Source organism: Gilliamella bombi (assembly GCF_900103255.1).
GTDB classification, from domain to species: Bacteria; Pseudomonadota; Gammaproteobacteria; order Enterobacterales; family Orbaceae; genus Gilliamella; species Gilliamella bombi.
In genome coordinates this window covers 1-21,226 of record NZ_FMWS01000016.1, presented here as the reverse complement: position 1 = coordinate 21,226, position 21,226 = coordinate 1, and the positions used below count along the sequence as shown (strand labels likewise).

19 protein-coding genes and 1 pseudogene are annotated in these 21,226 nt (G+C 34.9%); 17 read left to right on the top strand and 3 right to left on the bottom strand.

Annotation, left to right across the window (positions count from 1 at the left end; all coding sequences use genetic code 11):
* Positions 1-2: 2 nt before the first annotated feature.
* Positions 3-2,636 (bottom strand): aminopeptidase N, encoded by a 2,634-nt coding sequence (gene pepN / locus B9N71_RS03855; RefSeq protein WP_085164245.1) that lies wholly within the window; start codon positions 2,634-2,636, stop codon positions 3-5.
* A 158-nt stretch (positions 2,637-2,794) separates the two neighbouring features.
* Here pepN and pncB point away from each other — a divergent pair, with 158 nt between their 5' ends.
* The 6 genes from pncB to B9N71_RS03825 all read left to right on the top strand — a co-directional run bounded on the left by pncB (position 2,795) and on the right by B9N71_RS03825 (position 9,294).
* A complete protein-coding gene (gene pncB / locus B9N71_RS03850; RefSeq protein WP_085164242.1) occupies positions 2,795-3,988 on the top strand; it encodes a nicotinate phosphoribosyltransferase in 1,194 nt (397 codons plus the stop codon).
* 168 nt (positions 3,989-4,156) lie between these two features.
* On the top strand, positions 4,157-5,560 hold the full coding sequence (gene asnS / locus B9N71_RS03845) for an asparagine--tRNA ligase (RefSeq protein WP_085164240.1): 1,404 nt from the start codon (positions 4,157-4,159) through the stop codon (positions 5,558-5,560).
* Positions 5,561-5,844: 284 nt separating this feature from the next.
* Positions 5,845-7,047 carry a porin gene (locus tag B9N71_RS03840; RefSeq protein ID WP_085164238.1) on the top strand — a complete coding sequence of 401 codons (1,203 nt, stop codon included), beginning with the start codon at positions 5,845-5,847 and terminating at the stop codon, positions 7,045-7,047.
* A gap of 300 nt (positions 7,048-7,347) precedes the next feature.
* Positions 7,348-8,490 (top strand): porin, encoded by a 1,143-nt coding sequence (locus B9N71_RS03835; protein ID WP_034911519.1) that lies wholly within the window; start codon positions 7,348-7,350, stop codon positions 8,488-8,490.
* Positions 8,491-8,622: 132 nt separating this feature from the next.
* Entirely contained in the window at positions 8,623-9,081 is a 459-nt protein-coding gene (locus B9N71_RS03830) for a methylglyoxal synthase (RefSeq protein WP_085164236.1), read from the top strand.
* Positions 9,082-9,294, top strand: coding sequence for a hypothetical protein (locus B9N71_RS03825; protein WP_085164234.1), 213 nt, complete (start codon positions 9,082-9,084; stop codon positions 9,292-9,294). It abuts the gene before it with no gap.
* Positions 9,295-9,379: 85 nt separating this feature from the next.
* Here the strand turns inward: B9N71_RS03825 and B9N71_RS03820 are convergent, their stop codons facing one another.
* Positions 9,380-10,159 carry a class II glutamine amidotransferase gene (locus B9N71_RS03820; protein WP_085164233.1) on the bottom strand — a complete coding sequence of 260 codons (780 nt, stop codon included), beginning with the start codon at positions 10,157-10,159 and terminating at the stop codon, positions 9,380-9,382.
* A 1-nt stretch (position 10,160) separates the two neighbouring features.
* Positions 10,161-10,739 carry a D-sedoheptulose 7-phosphate isomerase gene (gene lpcA, locus B9N71_RS03815; RefSeq protein ID WP_085164231.1) on the bottom strand — a complete coding sequence of 193 codons (579 nt, stop codon included), beginning with the start codon at positions 10,737-10,739 and terminating at the stop codon, positions 10,161-10,163.
* A gap of 400 nt (positions 10,740-11,139) precedes the next feature.
* Here lpcA and ribH point away from each other — a divergent pair, with 400 nt between their 5' ends.
* From ribH to gorA, 11 genes and pseudogenes are all read left to right on the top strand, one after another.
* Positions 11,140-11,610: a 6,7-dimethyl-8-ribityllumazine synthase gene (gene ribH, locus B9N71_RS03810; RefSeq protein ID WP_085164229.1), complete on the top strand. Its 471-nt coding sequence runs from the start codon at positions 11,140-11,142 to the stop codon at positions 11,608-11,610.
* A gap of 4 nt (positions 11,611-11,614) precedes the next feature.
* A complete protein-coding gene (gene nusB / locus B9N71_RS03805; RefSeq protein WP_034911540.1) occupies positions 11,615-12,034 on the top strand; it encodes a transcription antitermination factor NusB in 420 nt (139 codons plus the stop codon).
* Between the two features lie 21 nt (positions 12,035-12,055).
* A complete protein-coding gene (locus B9N71_RS03800; RefSeq protein ID WP_085164227.1) occupies positions 12,056-13,111 on the top strand; it encodes a TrmH family RNA methyltransferase in 1,056 nt (351 codons plus the stop codon).
* A gap of 150 nt (positions 13,112-13,261) precedes the next feature.
* Positions 13,262-14,197, top strand: a complete 936-nt coding sequence (gene nadR / locus B9N71_RS03795) for a multifunctional transcriptional regulator/nicotinamide-nucleotide adenylyltransferase/ribosylnicotinamide kinase NadR (protein ID WP_167370050.1) — start codon at positions 13,262-13,264, stop codon at positions 14,195-14,197.
* Positions 14,198-14,259: 62 nt separating this feature from the next.
* On the top strand, positions 14,260-15,036 hold the full coding sequence (gene ubiE / locus B9N71_RS03790; RefSeq protein WP_034911549.1) for a bifunctional demethylmenaquinone methyltransferase/2-methoxy-6-polyprenyl-1,4-benzoquinol methylase UbiE: 777 nt from the start codon (positions 14,260-14,262) through the stop codon (positions 15,034-15,036).
* Between the two features lie 14 nt (positions 15,037-15,050).
* Positions 15,051-16,592 (top strand): ubiquinone biosynthesis regulatory protein kinase UbiB, encoded by a 1,542-nt coding sequence (gene ubiB / locus B9N71_RS03785; RefSeq protein WP_085164223.1) that lies wholly within the window; start codon positions 15,051-15,053, stop codon positions 16,590-16,592.
* Between the two features lie 86 nt (positions 16,593-16,678).
* The gene (gene tatA, locus B9N71_RS03780; protein ID WP_051634208.1) at positions 16,679-16,912 is read left to right on the top strand and encodes a twin-arginine translocase TatA/TatE family subunit; all 234 of its coding nucleotides are present in this window, start codon (positions 16,679-16,681) and stop codon (positions 16,910-16,912) included.
* A 3-nt stretch (positions 16,913-16,915) separates the two neighbouring features.
* Positions 16,916-17,203 (top strand): annotated as a pseudogene (tatB, locus tag B9N71_RS03775) (Sec-independent protein translocase protein TatB); the annotation flags it as partial.
* Positions 17,204-17,253: 50 nt separating this feature from the next.
* Positions 17,254-18,024 (top strand): twin-arginine translocase subunit TatC, encoded by a 771-nt coding sequence (gene tatC, locus B9N71_RS03770; protein ID WP_065609060.1) that lies wholly within the window; start codon positions 17,254-17,256, stop codon positions 18,022-18,024.
* 46 nt (positions 18,025-18,070) lie between these two features.
* Complete coding sequence (hldE, locus tag B9N71_RS03765; RefSeq protein ID WP_085164221.1) at positions 18,071-19,501, top strand: bifunctional D-glycero-beta-D-manno-heptose-7-phosphate kinase/D-glycero-beta-D-manno-heptose 1-phosphate adenylyltransferase HldE; 1,431 nt, start codon at positions 18,071-18,073, stop codon at positions 19,499-19,501.
* A gap of 227 nt (positions 19,502-19,728) precedes the next feature.
* The gene (gene gorA / locus B9N71_RS03760) at positions 19,729-21,084 is read left to right on the top strand and encodes a glutathione-disulfide reductase (RefSeq protein ID WP_085164219.1); all 1,356 of its coding nucleotides are present in this window, start codon (positions 19,729-19,731) and stop codon (positions 21,082-21,084) included.
* The last annotated feature ends 142 nt before the right edge of the window (positions 21,085-21,226 follow it).

The following is a 21,226-nucleotide window of genomic DNA, read 5'->3' as shown; positions in this document are numbered from 1 at the left end:
ACTTAGGCTTCTAGTGCCTTGTTAATTTTCTCAAATAAATCTTTAGATAAATTTTCAATTTTTAGCAATGCCTCAAGTGCTTTTTGCATCTGCTTTTGACGCTTTTTGTCATAACGTTTTAATCGAATTAGAGGATCGATAAGCCTTGCTGCAACTTGCGGATTTTTTTGGTTTAACTCAGTGAGAATTTCAACTAAAAATTGATAACCACTGCCATCTTCAGCGTGAAATGCCACAGGGTTATTATTTACAAATGCTCCAATTAATGCACGAATCCGATTTGGGTTACTGAGTGTAAATGAGCGGTGAGTTAATAATTTTTTCACGGTAGCAAGAACATTCTTTTCTGGGCTTGTTGCGTTTAGTGCTAACCATTTGTCCATAACAAGTCCATCTTGATGCCATTTGTCATCAAAGTTAGCCAATAACTCAGTTCGACAATCAAGTTCAGCTTTTACAGCAACACTCAAGGCGGCTAAACAATCAGTCATATTATTTGCTTGATAATATTGTTGGTTAACCAATGTATTGGCGTGCGAATTATCATCGGCATGAGCTAATAAAGTTAAACAACAGTTTTTAAGTGACCGCTTAGCAATGTCATTATGTTTAATTTGATATTGTGATGTTTTATTGTGGTGATAAATGGCTAATAATTCATCATAAAGTTCGTTTGCAAAATGCGTTAACAAAAATAGACGCACTTGATGAATTGCGATTGGATCAACCACAGTAAATAAATTCGCCAACTCGTTTTCAGATGGCAAGGTTAAGATTTGTGCAATAAGGAAAGGGTCAGTTTTTTCTGATAACAATACGGCTCTAAATGCATCTAATACTGAATCAGGCAACATTAAATTTTGATTTTCTTGATAATTTTTTACATTCAAGCGAACATATTTTGCTAATAACATTTGAGCTGCATCGTAACGGCTAAATGCGTTAGTAGCGTGTTGCATTAAGAAAATAAGATCATTATCTTGATAATCATAAGTTAACTTAACAGGTGCTGAAAAATCACGTAATACTGAAATAATCGGTTTTTGAGTTACGTTATCAAAGATAAATTGTTGTTTGTTTTGTGTTAAATTTAAAACATGGTGAACAGATTTGCCTTGGTATTGCAGTGGAATTATTTCACCATTATGTTGATATAACTCGATATCAAGTGGGATATGCAAAGCCTGTTTTTGTGCTTGATCTTGAGTAGCTGGCGTATATTGTTCTACTGTTAAAGTATATTGTTGATTTTTCTCGTCATAATTATCGGTAACGGTTAATTCAGGTGTTCCTGATTGGCTATACCATAATTTAAATTGAGTTAAATCAATACCTGAGGCATCTTGCATGGCTGCAACAAAATCATCACAAGTTGCGGCACTACCATCATGGCGTTTAAAATAAAGTTTCATCCCTGCTTGGAATTTATCTTCTCCTAATAAAGTATGCATCATTCGAATAACTTCAGCGCCTTTTTCGTACACGGTGACTGTGTAAAAGTTATTCATTTCTATTACTTGTTCAGGCCGAATAGGGTGAGACATTGGGCTAGCATCTTCGGCAAATTGAACGGTGCGCAAAAGTTTGACATCCTCAATGCGTTTTACTGCACGAGATCCCATATCAGCGCTAAATTCCTGATCTCGAAATACAGTTAATCCCTCTTTTAAACTAAGTTGGAACCAGTCGCGACAGGTTACCCGATTACCAGTCCAGTTGTGAAAATATTCATGACCAATTACACCTTCAATACCTAAATAGTCATCATCTGTTGCTGTTTGTGGTTTGGCAAGCACATATTTTGAATTAAAGATATTTAATCCTTTGTTTTCCATTGCTCCCATATTGAAAAAATCAACCGCTACAATCATAAAGATATCTAAGTCGTATTCAAGCCCAAAGCGTGTTTCGTCCCAACGCATGGCATTTTTTAAGCTTGTCATAGCCCACTGCGAACGATCTAAATTACCTTTATCAACGTAAATTTCTAAATCAACTTTCCGCTTTGATTGCGTGATAAACTGATCTTTTAAAATATCAAAATCACCAGCAACTAATGCAAATAAGTAAGCCGGTTTTGGAAAAGGATCTTGCCATTGTACCCAATGACGTCCATCTGCAAGCTCGCCTTGCGCTATGCGATTACCGTTCGAAAGTAGATAAGGATAATGTTGTTTATTCGCGGTAATACGTGTTGAAAAGCGAGCAAGAACGTCAGGTCTGTCAAGATAATAGGTAATATGGCGGAATCCTTCTGCTTCACATTGAGTACAGAGCGCTTCGCCTGATACATATAATCCTTCAAGTGCTGTATTGTCAATTGGTTTGATTTCGTTAACAATCGTTAATGTAAATTCTGCTGGAACACGCTGAATGATTAAACCAGCTTTTGTGAGCTGATAATCATGCCATGGTTGTTCGTCAATATTAACAGAAATCAATTTAAGATCTTCACCATCTAAAATTAAATTGTCCGCTTTATTATTTTTCTTAACAACATGGCTACGAGCTGTGACGGTTGTTATTTCGGGAGCTAAATCAAAATCAAGATCAATGTCGGTAATGGTAAAATCGGGTGATTTATAATCAAGACGATTTTTGGCAATAGGCAGCGATTCAGGTGTTTTTGTATTCATGTTGTTATGACCTTTTGGTTTGAAATCAATTTATATTTTATATTGGTTGATATTATAGCTGATTAAAAACAATCTTATTACATAATTAATCTATATCTTCATTATTATTCTGCTATAATCTTTGAAATTTTTATTTAAAGCAATAGCACTAAATTTACATGTTACCAGCAATAATTACATCAATATTAGATACTGATGCTTATAAGTTGCATATGCAGCAGGCTGTATTTCATTACTACCCAGAGGTAACTGTCGTTGCGCAGTTTCGTTGTCGTAGTGATGATTTATTGGGACAATATGTTGATGAAATAATACATCAAGTGAAATTAATGGAATCATTAGCGCTGTCTGATGATGAATTTAACTATTTATCAAATATTTCCTTTTTTAAATCTGACTATTTAAATTGGCTTAAAAAATGGCGTTTCAATAGTGATTTGCTCACTATAAAAAATGAAGATGGAGTGCTTTCTATTACAATTGAAGGTAAATGGCTAGATGTTATTCTATGGGAAGTGCCATTACTTGCCGTTATCAGTGAAATTGTTCATAAAGATCGTTCACCTAATATTGGAGTTTCTGAGGCACTAGCTCGGCTAAAAGATAAATTGGCGTTGTTTAATGAAAAAACAGCTAATATGGATATGTCGGGCTTTAATTTAATGGATTTTGGTACGCGTAGGCGTTATTCGTTTGCGGTGCAAGAGGCAGTTGTCAGTTATTTGAAAACACACTTTCATAACTTTCATAGTACTAGCAATTATTTACTGGCTTATCGTTTAGGGCTTACTCCTGTTGGAACCCAAGCACACGAGTGGTTTCAAGCTCATCAACGTTTAAGTGCTAATCTTCAAGATTGCCAAAGAAATGCTCTTCAAGTTTGGTTAGATGAATATCCTCATGACTTAGGAATAGCATTAACAGATTGTATTACAATGGATGCATTTTTACGTGATTTTGATTTGCATTTTGCTTCCCATTATCAAGGGCTTCGTCATGATTCAGGTGATTCAATTCAATGGGGTGAAAAAGCAATTGCTCATTATCAGCAATTGGGCATAGATCCACAAACTAAACTTTTGGTTTTTTCTGATAGCTTAAATTTTGATAAGGCGATTAAAATCTATCAACATTTTAATCATCGCGTAAAATTATCTTTTGGCGTCGGTGGTTTTTTAGCTTGTGATATTCCATCTAAAGATGCCAATACCAAAGCATTGAACATTGTGCTTAAATTAACGGAATGTAATAATCAATCTGTGGCTAAACTATCAGATAGTCCAGGTAAAACGATATCTCAGGATTTAGATTTTATTGATGAATTAAAACGAACTTTTAGTGTTAAACAATGATAATAATTCATGTTTAACTTATTATTAATATTAGAAACTAAAAATTAGTAATTAGTAATAAGAAACAAGTTATTCAAGAATTCCATTTCGTTATGGGATAGTCTTTAGAATATATCTGTATTACTTTAAATATTACTTAAACAAATTAATGTAGAGATGGATAATTAAATGACTTCAGTTGCACCTATTGTTGATGTGTTACAAGGCAAAATTGCTGTTGGTAGCACTATTTCAGTTCAAGGCTGGGTAAGAACTCGCCGTGATTCTAAAGCAGGTATTTCATTTTTAGCTGTTTACGATGGTTCCTGCTTTGACCCTATTCAAGCTGTTATTGAAAATAATTTACCTAATTATGAACAGGAAATCTTGCGTCTAACAGCTGGTTGTTCCGTTAAAGTCACTGGTAAAGTAGTGGAGTCACCAGGTCAAGGTCAAAAATATGAATTACAAGCAACGCAAGTTGAAGTGTATGGCTTTGTTGACGATCCCGAAACTTACCCAATGGCAGCAAAGCGCCATTCAATTGAATATCTTCGTGAAGTGGCTCACTTGCGTGCAAGAACCAATATTGTTGGTGCGATAACGCGTGTACGCCATACGCTTGCGCAAGCAATTCATCAGTTTTTTAATGATCGTGGCTTTTATTGGCTATCAACTCCTATTATTACCGCATCAGATACTGAAGGGGCGGGCGAAATGTTCCGCGTTTCAACACTTGATATGCTAAATCTGCCTAAATCTGATAATGGTAAAGTTGATTTTGATAAAGATTTCTTTGGTAAAGAATCTTTTTTAACCGTTTCTGGACAATTAAACGCTGAAACTTATGCTTGTGCACTTTCTAAAGTTTATACTTTTGGTCCAACATTTAGAGCAGAGAACTCAAATACTACTCGCCATTTAGCTGAGTTTTGGATGATGGAGCCTGAAGTAGCGTTTGCTGATCTAGATGATAACGCTAAGCTTGCTGAGGATATGTTGAAATATGTGTTTAAAGAAGTGCTAGAAAAACGTGCTGATGATATGCAATTTTTTGCTCAGCATGTCGATAAAGAAGCAATCAATCGTCTTGAAAACTTTATTAATGCTGATTTTGCTCAAGTGGATTACACTGATGCTATCACTATATTACAAAATTGTGATGCTAAATTTGAAAACCCAGTCAGCTGGGGAATTGATTTAGCTTCAGAACATGAACGTTATTTAGCTGAACAACATTTTAAAGCACCAGTGGTAGTAAAAAACTATCCGAAAGATATTAAAGCATTTTATATGCGTATGAATGATGACGGTAAAACGGTAGCAGCAATGGATGTTTTAGCGCCAGGAATTGGTGAAATCATTGGTGGATCTCAGCGTGAGGAGCGTTTAGATATGTTGGATAAGCGCATGGAAGAATTGGGACTTAAAAAAGAAGATTATTGGTGGTATCGTGATTTACGTCGATATGGTACTGTGCCGCATTCTGGTTTTGGTCTTGGTTTTGAACGTTTAATTGTTTATGTAACAGGTGTTCAAAATGTGCGCGATGTTATCCCATTCCCAAGAACGCCGCGTAATGCAAACTTTTAAGTTGATTAAAATCCCTAACAAGAATTTATTGAGAGTTACAGTAGGTAGATATTAATCTGTTTTAGTTTAAAAAACAATCAAACAGGCTTAAATTTAGACTTAGATACTACATTTAATGAAAAGTTCGCTTGATTTTAAAAAAAATTTATACATAATTTACACTACTGTAAAAAGTAGAAAAATAATAGATAAAAATATTATTTTTTGGATGAATAATTATTGTACGAAAATTGACACTAAACTTATGGAAGTGTCTTTTTAAAAAATAACCATGAGGGTAAAAAATGAAACGTAATCTATTAGCAATCGCTATCCCTGCGCTTTTAGTCGCAGCTGGTGCAAATGCATCTATCGAAGTTTGGAACAAAGATGGTAATAAAGTTGACTTTTACGGCCGAGTAAAAGCAGCTAACAACATCACTGACCGTGGTCAAAAAGGCGAAGGTGATGATACTTCAGCTCGTTTAGGTATGTCAGGCCAAACTCAAATCACTGATAGCGTAACTGGTTATGGTCGTTGGGAATATGAAGCTAAAGCGGGTAAAAGTAAAGACGGCAGTAGTGAAGTACGTTATGCATTCGCTGGTTTAAACTTTGGTGATGCTGGTTCATTCGACTATGGTCGTAATGACGGTGTGTTAAAAGCAATTACTGCTTATACTGACGTATTACCACAATTTGGTGGTGATGCAGCAAACAATGAATGGCATGTTCTTTCAGAACGTACTAAAGCTGTTGCAACTTACCGTAACAATAACTTCTTCGGTTTAACCGATGATATTAGCTTTGCATTACAATATGCCGATAATGGTGATGCAGTTAAAGATATTGAGAATAAAAAATGGTTAGACCCTGTATCAGGTACTACTAAAGATCGTATTAACCATAAATCCAAAGAAGCTTGGGGTGCAAATGTTCAATGGAATATTTTTGACACTGGTTTAACAGCTGGTGCAGGTTACGCTCAAACTTCAAAAAGTGATAGCCGTCAAAGTACTTGGGCAACTGGTCTTAAATATGATAACTATAATTTATATTTAGGTGCTAACTATTTCCAAAGTAAACATAAGAATGCGGTTGGTACTTATGGATTAATTGGTGATTACGTTTATCATATAAGAGATACAGATTTAAAAGTCAGAGGATTTGAATTAGTTGCTCAATATGGTATCGATCTTGAAGTTGGTCGTTTAACTCCTTCTCTAGCTTATGTTCAACACAAAGTTAAATCTTCTGATTATGATAATTTTTCAAAATATGGTTACCGTTGGAAGTATAGAGGTTTCAATTCACCAGAAGCTAAGTATGTATCTGTAGGTGCAACTTACGATTTAAACAAAAACTTTAGTACGATTGTTGAATATAAATTCAACCTTCTTGATCGTAAAGATTTTGGTGCAGCTTCAAATACTGAAAATCCACGTGGTCACGATACTAAACCAGGTACTAAAGATGTGTTAGGTGTTGGTTTAATTTACCAATTCTAATCGCTTAATATCTTATAAAAAGGCACTTAGGTGCCTTTTTTTTCATCTTTTGAATTCATTCCCACCTAAAAAAACATTTTATGCCTAAAAAAATTTATAATAAGTATTAAAATATTCGAAAATTCGCAGAATAAATCTAAATTCCATTGTTAAATAGGCAATGTGGCATTAGAGCCATGTTTATTAGGCAAAATGGCTATCACAGTAATAATATAATTGCTGATTATTAGCAGTTATTTGTTAAACCAGAGCAAAGCAATTTGCATCTTTAATAATATAAAATACCTTTGAGGGTAAAAAATGAAACGTAATCTATTAGCAATCGCTATTCCTGCACTTTTAATTGCAGGTACAGCAAACGCTTCTATTGAAGTGTGGAATAAAGACGGTAATAAAGTTGACTTTTATGGTCGTGTTTACGCATTAAACTATATTACTGATCGCAATAACCAAACAGGTGAAGGTGACAAGACCACTGCACGTTTAGGTATGTCAGGTCAAACACAAGTGACCGACAGCGTAACTGGCTATGGTCGTTGGGAATATGAAGCAAAAACAGGTAAAAATGCTGATAATGAAACTCGTTATGCATTTGCTGGTTTAAACTTTGGTGATTTTGGTTCATTCGACTATGGTCGCAATGATGGTGTATTAAAAACATTAACATCTTACACTGACGTTTTACCAGAATTTGGTGGTGATGCTTCTGATAATGATCTTTATGCATTAACAGCTCGTACTAAAGCCGTTGCAACCTACCGTAATTCAGATTTCTTTGGCTTAGTGAATGGTTTACGTTTTGCCGTTCAATATGCGGATAACGGAGATAACAGCTCAACACGTCATTTCGGTAATTATACTCTTAATGATAAACGCAATAGTGCTGAAGCATGGGGTTCAGTTGTTGATTGGGATGTGCTTGATACTGGTTTATCTGTTGGTGCTGGTTATGCACAAACTGGTGGTCATAAAGATGCTAAAGCATGGTCAGCTGGTATTAAATATGACAACGACAACCTTTATTTAGCTGCGTTATATATTCAAGGTAAACAAAAATATGGCTGGGATAATGCCTCAACTACTCGTAGCGCTGATGATTTAAAAACCAAAGGCTATGAATTAGTTGCTCAATATGGTATTGACTTTGAAGTAGGACGTTTAACGCCATCTGTTGCTTATATCCAACATAAAGTTAAAGACGCATCTAGTTATTCAAGTGATGCAGGGCTTAAAGGTAATGATTTAGCTAAATATGTTGATGTTGGTTTAACTTATGACTTTAACAAAAACCTACAAGCTATTATCGATTATAAAATTAACTTGTTAGATAAAGATGATATCGGTGCACGCCGTGCTTTATATGAAGATGGTTCATTTACTAAATCACAAATCAAGGGCACAACAAAAGACACAGTAGCACTTGGTTTAATTTACCAATTCTAATTGATTGTATCTTTATTTTAAAAGGCACTTCGGTGCCTTTTTTATTATCTATTATCAATTAAATAAACCTTGCGCTTTGATTAATACTCTGTTAAAAATTAAAAAAATATAATAATGAATTAGGATACAATGATGCTATATACCACACGTAAATTACTAGCTAAAAAAAATATTGCTTTAGTTGCTCACGATCATCTGAAAGATTCTTTATTAAGTTGGTGTAAAAAAAATCGTGAAGAGCTTTCTCGTCATAATTTATGTGGCACGGGCACTACTGGAACATTAATAAAGCAAGAAACAGGATTAAATATCACGCCAATGTTAAGTGGTCCGATGGGGGGAGATCAGCAGATAGGTTCATTAATTGCAGAAGGTAAAATTGATATCTTAATCTTTTTTTGGGATCCACTTAATGCTGTACCTCATGATCCAGATGTGAAAGCGTTGTTACGATTATCTACTGTTTGGAATATTCCAGTTGCCACTAATCAAGCCACAGCCAATGCATTAATTCAGTCCTCTATTTTTACGCAAGAAGTTGATATTGAAATTCCTGATTATCAAAACTATTTAACTCAAAGAGTTAAATAAATGCCAATACCATCTCAAATTCGTAAAACAGGTCGGCAAATACTTTTACTTGATAATCTGTTTATTGTCTTGGGTTTTTATGTTGTGTTTCCGCTTGTTTCAACCCACTTTGTTAGTCAAGTTGGTTGGAGTGCACTTTTTGTTGGTTTTGCGTTAGGATTTCGGCAATTTGTTCACAAGGTTTTGGTATGTTATTGGCAATGGTATTGCTGATTGTTCTAGCTAAAAACCTATAATGTTATGGATAACTTTAAGTTATCTGCATTATCAATTTAAAAATGAGTCACCAAGCACCCTATTAAAATGCGGAAGATTGGCTAATTTCGCCATCTTTAAATAAAATCGCTTCGCCAGTATTAAGTTTTTGCCATATCTCATTTGAAGTTAATGGTAAGGTTGAAATGATAGTAACAATATCATTGGGTGTTGTATGTTTTTGAAAATCAATTTCTACATCTTCGTCCAGTAATTTTGCTTTGCCAAATGGTGCTTTACGGGTTATCCAATGCAAATTCGTTGTACAATAGGCAAACACATATTGCCCATCAGAAAGTAGCATATTGAATATGCCTAGTTGGCTTAATCGATCGGCACATTGCTTAATAAAATTAAATAGCTCAAGATCATCGACAGGTTTTTGTGAATATTTTTGCTGTAATTGATTAATTAAATAGCAAAAAGCGTATTCGCTATCGGTTTCTCCAACAGGTTGAAAAAGCCCTGTATCTAAATTTTGGTAATTGGTTAATTGTCCATTGTGGGCAAAAGTCCAATTTTTACTCCAGAGTTCGCGGGTGAATGGGTGGGTATTTTCTAGTGCGACACCGCCTCGATTTGCTTGTCGAATATGAGCAATCACAGCTTTAGATTTGATGGGATATTCTTTCACCATTTTAGCAATAGGCGAATAGCTACAAGGCTCAGGATCTTTAAATGTTCGGCAACCTTTTCCTTCGTAGAAAGTAATTCCCCAACCATCTTTGTGAGGACCTTTGTCCCCACCTCGTTTAATTAAACTAGTAAAACTAAAGCAGATATCGGTTGGCACATTAGCACTCATACCCAATAATTCACACATATTATTTTGCCATCTCTTTTTCAATTAACAGAATAAGAATATGAATAACTTTGATATGGATTTCTTGCACACGATCGGCATAACCAAAATGTGGAACACGAATATCAACATCGGCAAGTCCATTCATCTTACCACCATCTTTACCAGTTAACGTAATAATTTTCATCCCTTTTTGTTTTGCTGCTTCAATTGCCTTAAGCACGTTAGCTGAATTTCCTGAAGTTGAGATACCTAAAAGTACATCACCTTTCTGACCTACACCTTCAACATAACGTGAAAAGATAGAATCAAATCCAAAATCATTACCTACACACGAAATGTGGCTTACATCTGATATGGCTATCGCAGGATAAGCAGGGCGATTATCACGATAGCGACCAGTTAATTCTTCAGCAAAATGCATAGCATCACAATGAGAGCCACCATTACCACATGATAAAACTTTACCACCATGTTTAAACGAATCAGCAATTAAAATAGCAGCTTTTTGGATTTGTTGGAGATTTTTATCATCTGAAACAAAATTAGTTAATACGTTAATAGCTTGGTTTAATTCATCACGAATATTGTCAATATACACAGGTATTTCTCCATCAATAATAAATAAATTTATAGACTATTGTAATTTGTTCAAAATAGCTTGCAAGCAATAAAAACAAAATTTCTTATTTTGGTAAGAACATTTTAGGAACTATGCCATTAAGTGCAAAAATAAACATTGAAATAGAAATAAATTAAGGTTATTTCTAATAATGATGGTTGAAATAACGACAAAATTTAAATTAATTTTAAATTTAACAAATAATACATTTGCAAATAGTTAAATTCTTTGCATTTATTTTAAATAATATATTGGATAGAACTTGGTCGTAACGCTATTTGCCGATAGGATAAGTCTTTAATTCGTGATACAATTTATTTAGTAATTTTCACGCAAAACAGAGTGAAATGGCATAAAATAGAATTAATAAGGAATTTATATGCAAACGATTGAAGGTAAAGTTGCTGCACCAAAAGCTAAAGTTGCAATTGTAGTGGCGCGTTTTAATCATTTTATTAATGATAGCCTAGTAAATGGTGCAATTGATGCATTGACACGTATAGGACAAGTTGATGATAAAAATATCACTGTTATTTGGGTTCCTGGTGCTTATGAAATTCCTCTAGCTGTTAAAGTTGCCGCACAGTCAAAAAAATATGATGCTGTTGTGGCGTTAGGTACCGTAATTCGTGGTAGTACAGCGCATTTTGATTTTGTTGCTGGTGAATCAAGCTCTGGATTATTAAGTACAAGTTTAGATAACACTATTCCAGTAGGGTTTGGTATTTTAACCACCGAAAGTATAGAACAAGCAATTGAACGTGCAGGCACTAAGGCAGGCAATAAAGGGGCTGAAGTTGCATTAACTGCGCTGGAAATGCTAAATATTATTAAAGCAATTAAGGAGTAATTTTGTGGCATTAGTTAATCCTCGTCGTCGAGCAAGAGAATGTGCGGTACAAGCCATTTACTCTTGGCAAGTTTCCAGAAACGATCTTGCTGATGTTGAGACAAGTTTTATTGCAGAACAAGATATGAAAGGCGTCGATTCTAAGTATTTTCGTGAATTATTAAATGGTGTAGCAAAAAATACTGCCGAATTAGATGATAAAATGACGCCTTATCTCACTGAACGATCTGTTGATGAATTAGGACAAATTGAATTAGCGATACTTAGAATCGCACTATATGAATTAATGAAACGTCAAGATGTACCTTATAAAGTGGTAATTAATGAAGCCATTGATTTAACAAAAACCTTCGGTGCTGCTGACAGCCATAAATTTGTTAATGGCGTATTAGATAAAATAGCCCCAACCATCCGTACGCGATAACCGATTAATTGTGAGATTGATATGAACGACAATACCGAAAAAAATAAACCATCTATTTTTTACGCCAAAAATAGTGAATCTAAAAAACATTCTCGCTCGGCTATTGAAAAGCCCTCTCGATGGAAAGAGAAGCGTAAAGATGATTCATTTCAGTTGAAATCTAAACGAGATCGTCATGATCGTATTGAAACATTCAAACCTCGAAATGATAAATCTGAGTTTGCAAAAAAGCGGTTTAATGTTGAACTTAATCAATCTCAATCATCTATCGATAATGATTCACCATGGCAAAAAAAGGTTCGTGCTAATGATCAAGTACCGACCTTTGGTTATGATGGCTATCGCCAACGTAAAGAAGAAACTTTAGTTTATAGTGAAAATAGCTGTAAAGCAGTTTTCAAACATCGACGCACAGCTATTGTTAAACTATTTATTACCCAAGAGATGACTTATCAGTTTAAAGATCTAATAGACTGGTTAGTCAAACAACGGTTAGGTTATGATGTTATCTCTAGTGAGCAAATTAGTAAAATAACTCAAACTCAGCACCATGGCGGTGTCTGCCTAATTGTAAAAAAACGTGTTCCACTTACCTTATTGGATTATTTAGAAAACAATAGTAATAAAGATCATGATTGTATTTTAGCTATTGACGATGTTCATAATCCCCATAATTTAGGTGGCTTAATTCGTAGTGCTGCTTTTTATGGTGTTAATGGCGTTATATTACGTCAAACAAATTTACTCGATAGTGGCGCTGCCATGCGTGTGGCAGAAGGTGGTATTGAGGCTGTTGAATCAATTAAAAGTGATGATTTTGTTGCTTCACTTGATATGCTTAAACAGCGTGGTTACCAAGTTGTTGCGTTATTACCGTGTCAGGCAAAATCCATTGCATCAACTCAATTGCATAAAATCAAGTTTGATAAAAAAGTTGCGTTAGTTATATTTCAACAAATTAATATAAAACTTATTAATTGTGCTAATGTTGTTGTCCATTTAAAGGGAAATGATAACATGCCTGCGTTAAATATTTCGGTTGCAACGGGTATTTTATTATCTAATTTACAAAAATAATAAAGTATTATTTTATCTTTATTATCAACTATTTGTATGGTAAAAGTTATTTTACTAATTGGTAAAATATATCAAATAGCATGATTTGATTAGAAATTGCTTTTTTTTTCTGTAAATTGTTATTAGTTATTGTGTATTTTGGTAATGGTTATGGCTTTAAAGCATAAAGTTGGTTTAATTTTTGGGAAGTTTTATCCTTTACATTGTGGTCATATTTATTTGATTGAAAAAGCAATGAGCCAAGTTGATGTGTTACATATCATATTGGGCTGTGAGGCATCACGTGATAAGCAGCTATTTGATAAAAGCCGCTTACCCAAACAACCACAAGTTAGCGACCGCTTTTCATGGTTAAAAGAGACGTTTAAAGATCGCCACAATATTCATATCCATGTACTTGATGAAGCTGGTATTGAATTTTATCCCAATGGATGGCAAGATTGGAGTTGTCGCGTTAAGCAAATTCTTTCCGAACATAAAATTAAGCCTAACGTAGTATTTACTAGTGAACCGCAAGATGTCAAAAATCATGAACTCTATTTTGGCTGTCCGGTAATCATTGTTGATGCCAATCGAGATTTTATAAGCATCAGCGCAACCCAAATCCGTGAAAATCCTTATAAAAACTGGTCTTATATCGCACAAGCAGCAAAACCTTTTTTTGTTAAAAAAGTAGCTATTGTTGGTCAAAATAGATTTCGTGATTTACCTATTCAATTTGCTAATATTTATAATACTCAATATGTACCTAACGGTTATATTAATTATATTGAGCGAGAAATCTTAACTCAGCATAACAAACGCTATTTGAGTGAATCTGATTTTATGAAAATTGCGATGTTACATGTAGAACGGATTTCAAAAGCTGTTGAAAGCGCCAATAAGGTTGTTTTTACCTCAATTGATTTTGAAACATTAGCACAGTACTACAATCAATTATTTCAAAAAAATAATGAAATTTTAAAAGCTTTTAAAGACAGTTATCATTTTGATTTAGTCATTCACGAAAAAGATTTAAATCCAAAATCCTCACGGCTGGAACATTTTGAAACAATCACAAAAGAGGTTGAAGCATTATTGATTTAGTTCATCACATTTATTGTGGCTTATGTTAAAATAAGTCAAATATTTGTGATAGGTAAATTTTTATGTCTCAATCTTCTGACAAACAAGACGATACAAATCAAGAAAAAATTGATTTTGGTTACAAACAAGTTCCCAAACAAGAAAAAGTAAAACGTGTTGCTGAAGTATTTCATTCTGTTGCTGATAAATATGATGTTATGAATGATCTAATGTCATTTGGCATACATCGTATTTGGAAAAAAATTACCATTGAATATAGTAGCGTGCGTAAAGGTCAAAAAGTTTTAGATTTGGCAGGAGGTACTGGTGATTTAACGGCAAAATTCTCGCAACTTGTTGGTGATGATGGATTGGTTGTGTTAGCTGATATTAACGAATCGATGTTAAAAGTGGGACGAGATAAGCTACGTGACAAAGGCTTATTTAAAAACATTGAATATGTACAAGCTAATGCCGAGGAATTACCTTTTGCAGATAACTATTTCGATTGTATTACTATTTCATTTGGATTACGTAATGTCACCGACAAAGAAAAAGCATTACGATCCATGTGGCGAGTATTAAAACCTGGCGGGCGTTTATTAATTCTTGAATTCTCTAAACCGCAATATCAAATTCTGAATAAAGCGTATGATCTATACTCATTTACCATGTTACCATTGATGGGGAAAATAGTGGCAAATGATTCTGAAAGTTACCGTTATTTAGCTGAATCTATCCGTATGCATCCTGATCAAAATACATTGAAAAAAATGATGGAAGATGCAGGATTTGTCGATGTGAAATATCACAATATGACTGGTGGTATAGTTGCGTTACATACTGGCTTTAAATTTTGATGCGATGAATAATAATGACATTTTTTAGACTGTTTAAAATATTAACTGTATTCCGAGCTTATCAATTAAATGAATTGTTGCCAAAACATCGTTCATCAAAATGGTTGCGTACTTTATTATTTTGTATGTTTTGGGTTAGAGCTAAAGCAAAACATCAAGAAATCGGTGAACGTTTACAACTAGCGTTACAAGAACTAGGTCCAGTTTGGGTGAAAATTGGACAAATGATCTCAACTCGACGAGATATTTTACCAAAACACATAGCCGATGCTTTGGCAAAATTACAAGACCAAGTTAACCCTATTGACGGTAAAATTGCCAAACAAATAATTGAGTCAGCTTTAGAGCAGCCAATTGATTATTATTTTGCAGATTTTGACGAAAAACCAATAGCATCAGCATCAATAGCACAAGTTCATAAGGCGATATTAAAACGTAGTCAAGCCGAAGTAGTTATCAAAGTATTGCGTCCTAACATTTTACACGTTATCCAAGCCGATATTAGTTTGATGTATTGGATGGCTAAACAATTAACTAAGCGGATTGAATCAGGCGAAAAATTACGAGCGGTTGAAATAGTGCATGATTATGAAATGACACTATTAAAAGAGTTAGATTTACAAAAAGAAGCTTACAACACGGCTAGATTACGCGATAATTTTATCAATAGCGACATTTTATATATCCCTTATGTTTACCAAGATTTATGTCGAAAAAATGTGATGGTTGAAGAGCGCATTAAAGGGATCCCCATTGCAGATATCGATCAGTTAAAGCAAAATAATGTTGATATGAAATTACTTGCAGAACGAGGAGTACAAGCTTTTTTTACCCAAGTGTTTCGTGATAACTTTTTTCATGCTGACATGCATCCAGGCAACATTTTTGTTGATATTACAGAACCACAAAATCCACGTTATATTGGTATTGATTGTGCGATTGTTGGTATATTAAGTGCTGATGATCAACGCTATCTTGCAGAAAATTTCTTAGCATTTTTCAATCGAGATTATCGAAAAATAGCCGAAACCTATATTGCATCAGGCTGGGTACCAGCAACAACAGATGTTATTGCACTTGAAATGGCAATGCGCAATGTATGTGAGCCCGCATTTTCAAAACCACTTTCTGAAATCTCATTTTCACAGATTTTACTGCAATTATTTCAAGTTGCACGTCAATTTGATATGGATATCCAACCCCAACTAACCTTACTTGAAAAAACGCTATTTTATATTGAAGGACTTGGTCGTCAGCTTTATCCAGAACTTGATTTGTGGCAAACAGCAAAGCCGTTTTTAGAAAAGTGGTATCGAGATAAATATAGTGCTAAAAAGATACTACAACAAGCTTGGGAATCGTTGCCTCAGTGGCGGGTCATGTTGCCACAGTTACCAGAAAAATTAAATGATTATGAACGAATTTCTAAACAAATGAATGTTCAATTACAGCAAATCAATCAAGAACTTCAGCGTAGTAAAAAGCGTGAACGAAATTTATATACAGCGATTGCACTATTTTGTGCATTATGTATTATTATACTAATTGTGCATTAAGAATTGAGCACAAAACTAGTTATTTGGGAAAATTGTAGTTTGTGTGTATAATTTAGGTATTAACCTTACTGGAGATAATTATCATGATGCCAAGCTTGCCTCAACTCCTCATATTAGTTGCTGTTGTTGTTTTGTTATTTGGAACAAAAAAATTACGAACATTAGGCTCCGATCTTGGTGCATCAATTAAAGGCTTTAAAAAAGCGATGAATGATGATGACGGCCACGACCAAAAAGAGCAAGACAATTTACAAAAAGTCGAGAATATTGACTCATCAGATACTAACAATACAGATACTAACAATAGCAAAAAAGAGTAACCCGTGTTCGACATCAGCTTTGGTCAGTTACTATTGGTATTAATTATTGGTCTGGTGGTTTTAGGGCCAGAAAGGTTACCTATTGCCATAAAAACAGTTGCAGGATGGATAAAAGTACTCCGCCGAATGTCTGCTACTGTACAGTTAGAATTAAATAAAGAACTTAAACTGCAAGAGTTACAAGACAGTCTAAAAAAGGCTGAACAAAGTGGTTTAACAACACTTACGCCAGAGATTCAAGAATCAATTGATGATTTAAAGCGCGTAACAGAATCATTACAAAACGAGATCGACTCTGCAACGCTGATCGATTCTCACTCTCACTCAGATAAAAATAAATCATGACCGACGACGCTACACAACCATTAATTGGACATCTTGTTGAACTTAGAACACGGCTTCTACGCTCTATTATCTGTATTTTGCTAGTATTAGCTTGCTTACTCTATTTTTCCAATGATATTTATCATATCGTGGCAAATCCACTTATCAGCCAATTACCTCAAGGTAGTAGCATGATAGCAACAGATATTGCAGCGCCATTTTTTACTCCAATTAAGCTAACTGCTGTGGTGGCAATATTTATCTCAATTCCTTACATACTGTATCAAGTTTGGGGATTTATCGCACCAGCACTATATCAACATGAAAAACGTCTAGTAATGCCGTTAATTGTATCAAGCACAATTCTCTTTTATCTTGGTATCGCATTTGCTTACTTTGTGGTGTTTCCACTAGCATTTTACTTTTTTATTCACACTGCACCTATTGATGTAGCTATCAATACAGATATTACAAAATACCTTGATTTTGTAATGACACTCTTTATTGTTTTTGGATTTGCTTTCGAAGTGCCAGTTGCCATTATACTACTTTGTTGGACAGGAATAACTACTCCTAAAAGTCTACGAAAAAAGCGCCCTTATATAATTGTTGGAGTGTTTGCCGTTGCAATGTTTGTTACACCTCCCGATGTATTTTCACAAATATTACTAGCTGTACCTATCTGTTTACTGTTTGAAATCGGCACTTTTTTTGCCCGTTTTTATCAACCACGAAAAAATGACAAAACAGAAGATAACGACAGTTATGAATCTGATAAAGATAGTTAACAGATAAAAGATGAATTAACTGAATAATTAAGGATAACAAGTCATAATGAAGACCTCATTACCTGATTTTAATTGTGCCAATGTATTAGTTGTAGGCGATATTATGTTAGATCGCTATTGGTATGGAGGAACTAATCGGATATCCCCCGAAGCGCCAGTACCTGTAGTTAAAATTGACTCTTTAGAAGAGCGACCAGGTGGTGCGGCTAATGTTGCTATGAATATTACATCGCTTTGTGGTAACGCGAGACTAATCGGATTAACAGGTATTGATGAACCAGCCAAAATTCTTGATGAACAGCTAAGTAAACACAAAGTTCAATGTGATTTTGTCTCTGTTTCAACACACCCAACCATAACTAAACTACGAGTCCTATCACGTAATCAACAATTGATCCGTATTGATTTTGAAGAAGGATTTGGCAATATTGATGCAACTCCTATTCTTGAGCGTATTCAAACAGCATTGGCGACGCATAAAGTATTGGTTTTGTCGGACTATGCTAAAGGAGCATTATCAGCAGTTCAAGCAATAATTAAGCTTGCTAATCAAGCAAATGTACCAATTCTAGTTGATCCTAAAGGGACTGATTTTGAACGTTATCGCGGTGCAACAATCTTAACCCCTAATATGTCAGAGTTTGAGGCGGTAGTTGGTCATTGTCAAAGTGAAGATGAAATCATAGAAAAAGGCCACCAACTGATTAAACAGTACCAACTAAAAGCGCTATTGGTTACACGAAGCGAAAAAGGCATGACATTGCTTCAATTAGATAAACCAACTTATCATCTACCGACTCAAGCTAAAGAAGTATTTGATGTCACAGGTGCTGGCGATACCGTAATTGCCACATTAGCTGCAGCTTTAGCCGCAGGGCAATCTTTAGAGGAAAGCTGTTTCTTAGCCAATGCGGCAGCGGGTGTTGTTGTTGGTAAACTTGGCACTTCAACAGTATCACAAGTAGAGTTAAGTAATGCCATTCGAGCACGTGCCGATGACGGATTTGGTGTAATGACAGAAGAAGAACTTAAAGAAGAAGTTCAAAAAGCACGGATGCGTGGTGAAAAAATTGTCATGACCAATGGTTGCTTTGATATTTTACACGCAGGACATGTTTCTTACCTTGCTAATGCGCGTAAACTTGGTGATCGTCTAATAGTTGCTGTGAACAGCGATGCCTCGGTTAAGCAGTTAAAAGGTGAATCAAGACCAATAAACCCACTTATGCAACGAATGATTGTATTAGGTGCACTTGATTCAGTTGATTGGGTCGTGCCATTTGAGGAAGAAACACCACAGCGATTAATAGGCACTATTTTACCCGATGTATTAGTCAAAGGTGGCGATTATAAACCTGAAGATATCGCTGGCGGTAAAGAAGTTATTGCTGCTGGTGGAACTGTTAAAGTGCTCAATTTTGAAGATGGATGTTCAACAACCAACATTATTAATGCAATAAAAAAAACGCTAAGCTAAATAATCACAAATAAAATTGGCTACTTGGAAATAAGTAGCCAATTGGCTTTTCAGCTCTTAATAACCTTAGTTAATTCTTGTTTAAGATAAAAATCAGTAAAAAAAATTAATACACTTTAATCAATCGTTAATAACTATTGTTAAATTTCAAAATTAATACTTTTTTTATTGTGATCTTTATGCAAAGCTAATAAGCAAATAACGAAAAAGAGTATTAAGGATATTTTATGACCAAACATTATGATTACATTGCCATTGGTGGTGGTAGTGGAGGGATAGCATCAATTAATCGAGCTGCGTCCTATGGAAAGAAATGTGCCATTATTGAAGCCAAATTATTAGGTGGAACCTGTGTTAATGTTGGTTGTGTACCCAAAAAAGTAATGTGGTATGGTGCTCAAATTGCAGAAGCTATAAAACATTATGGTCCCGATTACGGTTTTGATACCACTATTAATCAATTCAATTGGGATAAATTAATTGCTAGTCGAACTGCTTATATTGATCGCATTCATCAGTCTTATGATCGGGTACTTACTAATAACAAAGTTGACGTCATTCATGGCTATGCAAAATTTGTTGACTCTCACACCGTTGAGGTAAATGGCGAACACTATAGTGCTGATCATATTCTAATTGCTGTTGGCGCAAAACCAAGCATTCCCAATATTCCAGGTGCGCAAAATGGCATTACTTCAGATGGCTTTTTTGCTCTAAAAGCCTTGCCAAAACGTGTGGCAGTTGTTGGCGCAGGTTATATTGCTTGCGAAATAGCAAGCGTATTACACGCTTTGGGCGCACAAACACATCAATTTGTTCGCAATGCTACACCACTACGATCTTTTGATCCGCTTATTGTTGAAACCTTAATGGAAGTTATTGCTACTGAAGGACAACAATTACATACTTTTGCGGTTCCAAAATCGGTAATTAAAAATAGTGATAATTCACTAACATTAAACCTCGAAAATGGCGAAAGTTACACAGTTGATTGTTTAATTTGGGCGATTGGACGTGATCCAGCAACAAATGACATGAATTTACAGGCGGCAGGAATTGCGGTTGATAATAAAGGTTTTGTTATCGTCGACAAATACCAAAACACCAATGTCCCAGGCATCTATTCTGTCGGTGATGATATTACAGGCGCTATAGCGCTAACACCTGTTGCAGTTGCCGCAGGGCGCCGCTTATCAGAAAGGTTATTTAACAATAAACCTGATGAACATTTAGATTACAGTAATATTCCGACCGTCGTATTTACTCATCCTGCAATTGGTACAGTAGGATTGACTGAACCAGAAGCAATACAGCAGTATGGTGAAGAAAACGTAAAAGTGTATAAATCAACATTTACAGCAATGTACACCGCAGTAACACAGCATCGACAACCTTGTCGAATGAAATTAGTATGCGTGGGGAAAGATGAAAAAATTGTTGGTATTCATGGCATTGGTTACGGAATGGACGAAATGTTACAAGGCTTTGCAGTAGCGCTTAAAATGGGAGCAACTAAAAAAGACTTTGATAATACGGTGGCTATTCACCCAACTGCTGCCGAAGAGTTTGTTACCATGCGTTAAAAACGACCGATAGTAGTAATAAAAAAGCAGGCTATTAGTCCTGCTTTTTTGTTAATATTTTTATATATTAGGGCGTGTTGATCTTTCGTGATTATTTTTTAGACGGCATGATGTGAGTTATAATAATTCAGCCAAAAACAAC

Excerpts from the sequence above, each read along its gene's own strand:
- ribH (WP_085164229.1), top strand. The coding sequence starts at position 11,140 with ATGCAAACGATTGAAGGTAAAGTTGCTGCACCAAAAGCTAAAGTTGCA.
- nadR (WP_167370050.1), top strand. The coding sequence starts at position 13,262 with ATGGCTTTAAAGCATAAAGTTGGTTTAATTTTTGGGAAGTTTTATCCT.
- tatA (WP_051634208.1), top strand. The coding sequence starts at position 16,679 with ATGCCAAGCTTGCCTCAACTCCTCATATTAGTTGCTGTTGTTGTTTTG.
- pncB (WP_085164242.1), top strand. The coding sequence starts at position 2,795 with ATGTTACCAGCAATAATTACATCAATATTAGATACTGATGCTTATAAG.
- hldE (WP_085164221.1), top strand. The coding sequence starts at position 18,071 with ATGAAGACCTCATTACCTGATTTTAATTGTGCCAATGTATTAGTTGTA.
- B9N71_RS03820 (WP_085164233.1), bottom strand. The coding sequence starts at position 10,159 with ATGTGTGAATTATTGGGTATGAGTGCTAATGTGCCAACCGATATCTGC.
- B9N71_RS03800 (WP_085164227.1), top strand. The coding sequence starts at position 12,056 with ATGAACGACAATACCGAAAAAAATAAACCATCTATTTTTTACGCCAAA.
- gorA (WP_085164219.1), top strand. The coding sequence starts at position 19,729 with ATGACCAAACATTATGATTACATTGCCATTGGTGGTGGTAGTGGAGGG.
- B9N71_RS03835 (WP_034911519.1), top strand. The coding sequence starts at position 7,348 with ATGAAACGTAATCTATTAGCAATCGCTATTCCTGCACTTTTAATTGCA.
- B9N71_RS03840 (WP_085164238.1), top strand. The coding sequence starts at position 5,845 with ATGAAACGTAATCTATTAGCAATCGCTATCCCTGCGCTTTTAGTCGCA.
- ubiB (WP_085164223.1), top strand. The coding sequence starts at position 15,051 with ATGACATTTTTTAGACTGTTTAAAATATTAACTGTATTCCGAGCTTAT.
- B9N71_RS03825 (WP_085164234.1), top strand. The coding sequence starts at position 9,082 with ATGCCAATACCATCTCAAATTCGTAAAACAGGTCGGCAAATACTTTTA.
- pepN (WP_085164245.1), bottom strand. The coding sequence starts at position 2,636 with ATGAATACAAAAACACCTGAATCGCTGCCTATTGCCAAAAATCGTCTT.
- tatC (WP_065609060.1), top strand. The coding sequence starts at position 17,254 with ATGACCGACGACGCTACACAACCATTAATTGGACATCTTGTTGAACTT.
- B9N71_RS03830 (WP_085164236.1), top strand. The coding sequence starts at position 8,623 with ATGCTATATACCACACGTAAATTACTAGCTAAAAAAAATATTGCTTTA.
- asnS (WP_085164240.1), top strand. The coding sequence starts at position 4,157 with ATGACTTCAGTTGCACCTATTGTTGATGTGTTACAAGGCAAAATTGCT.
- ubiE (WP_034911549.1), top strand. The coding sequence starts at position 14,260 with ATGTCTCAATCTTCTGACAAACAAGACGATACAAATCAAGAAAAAATT.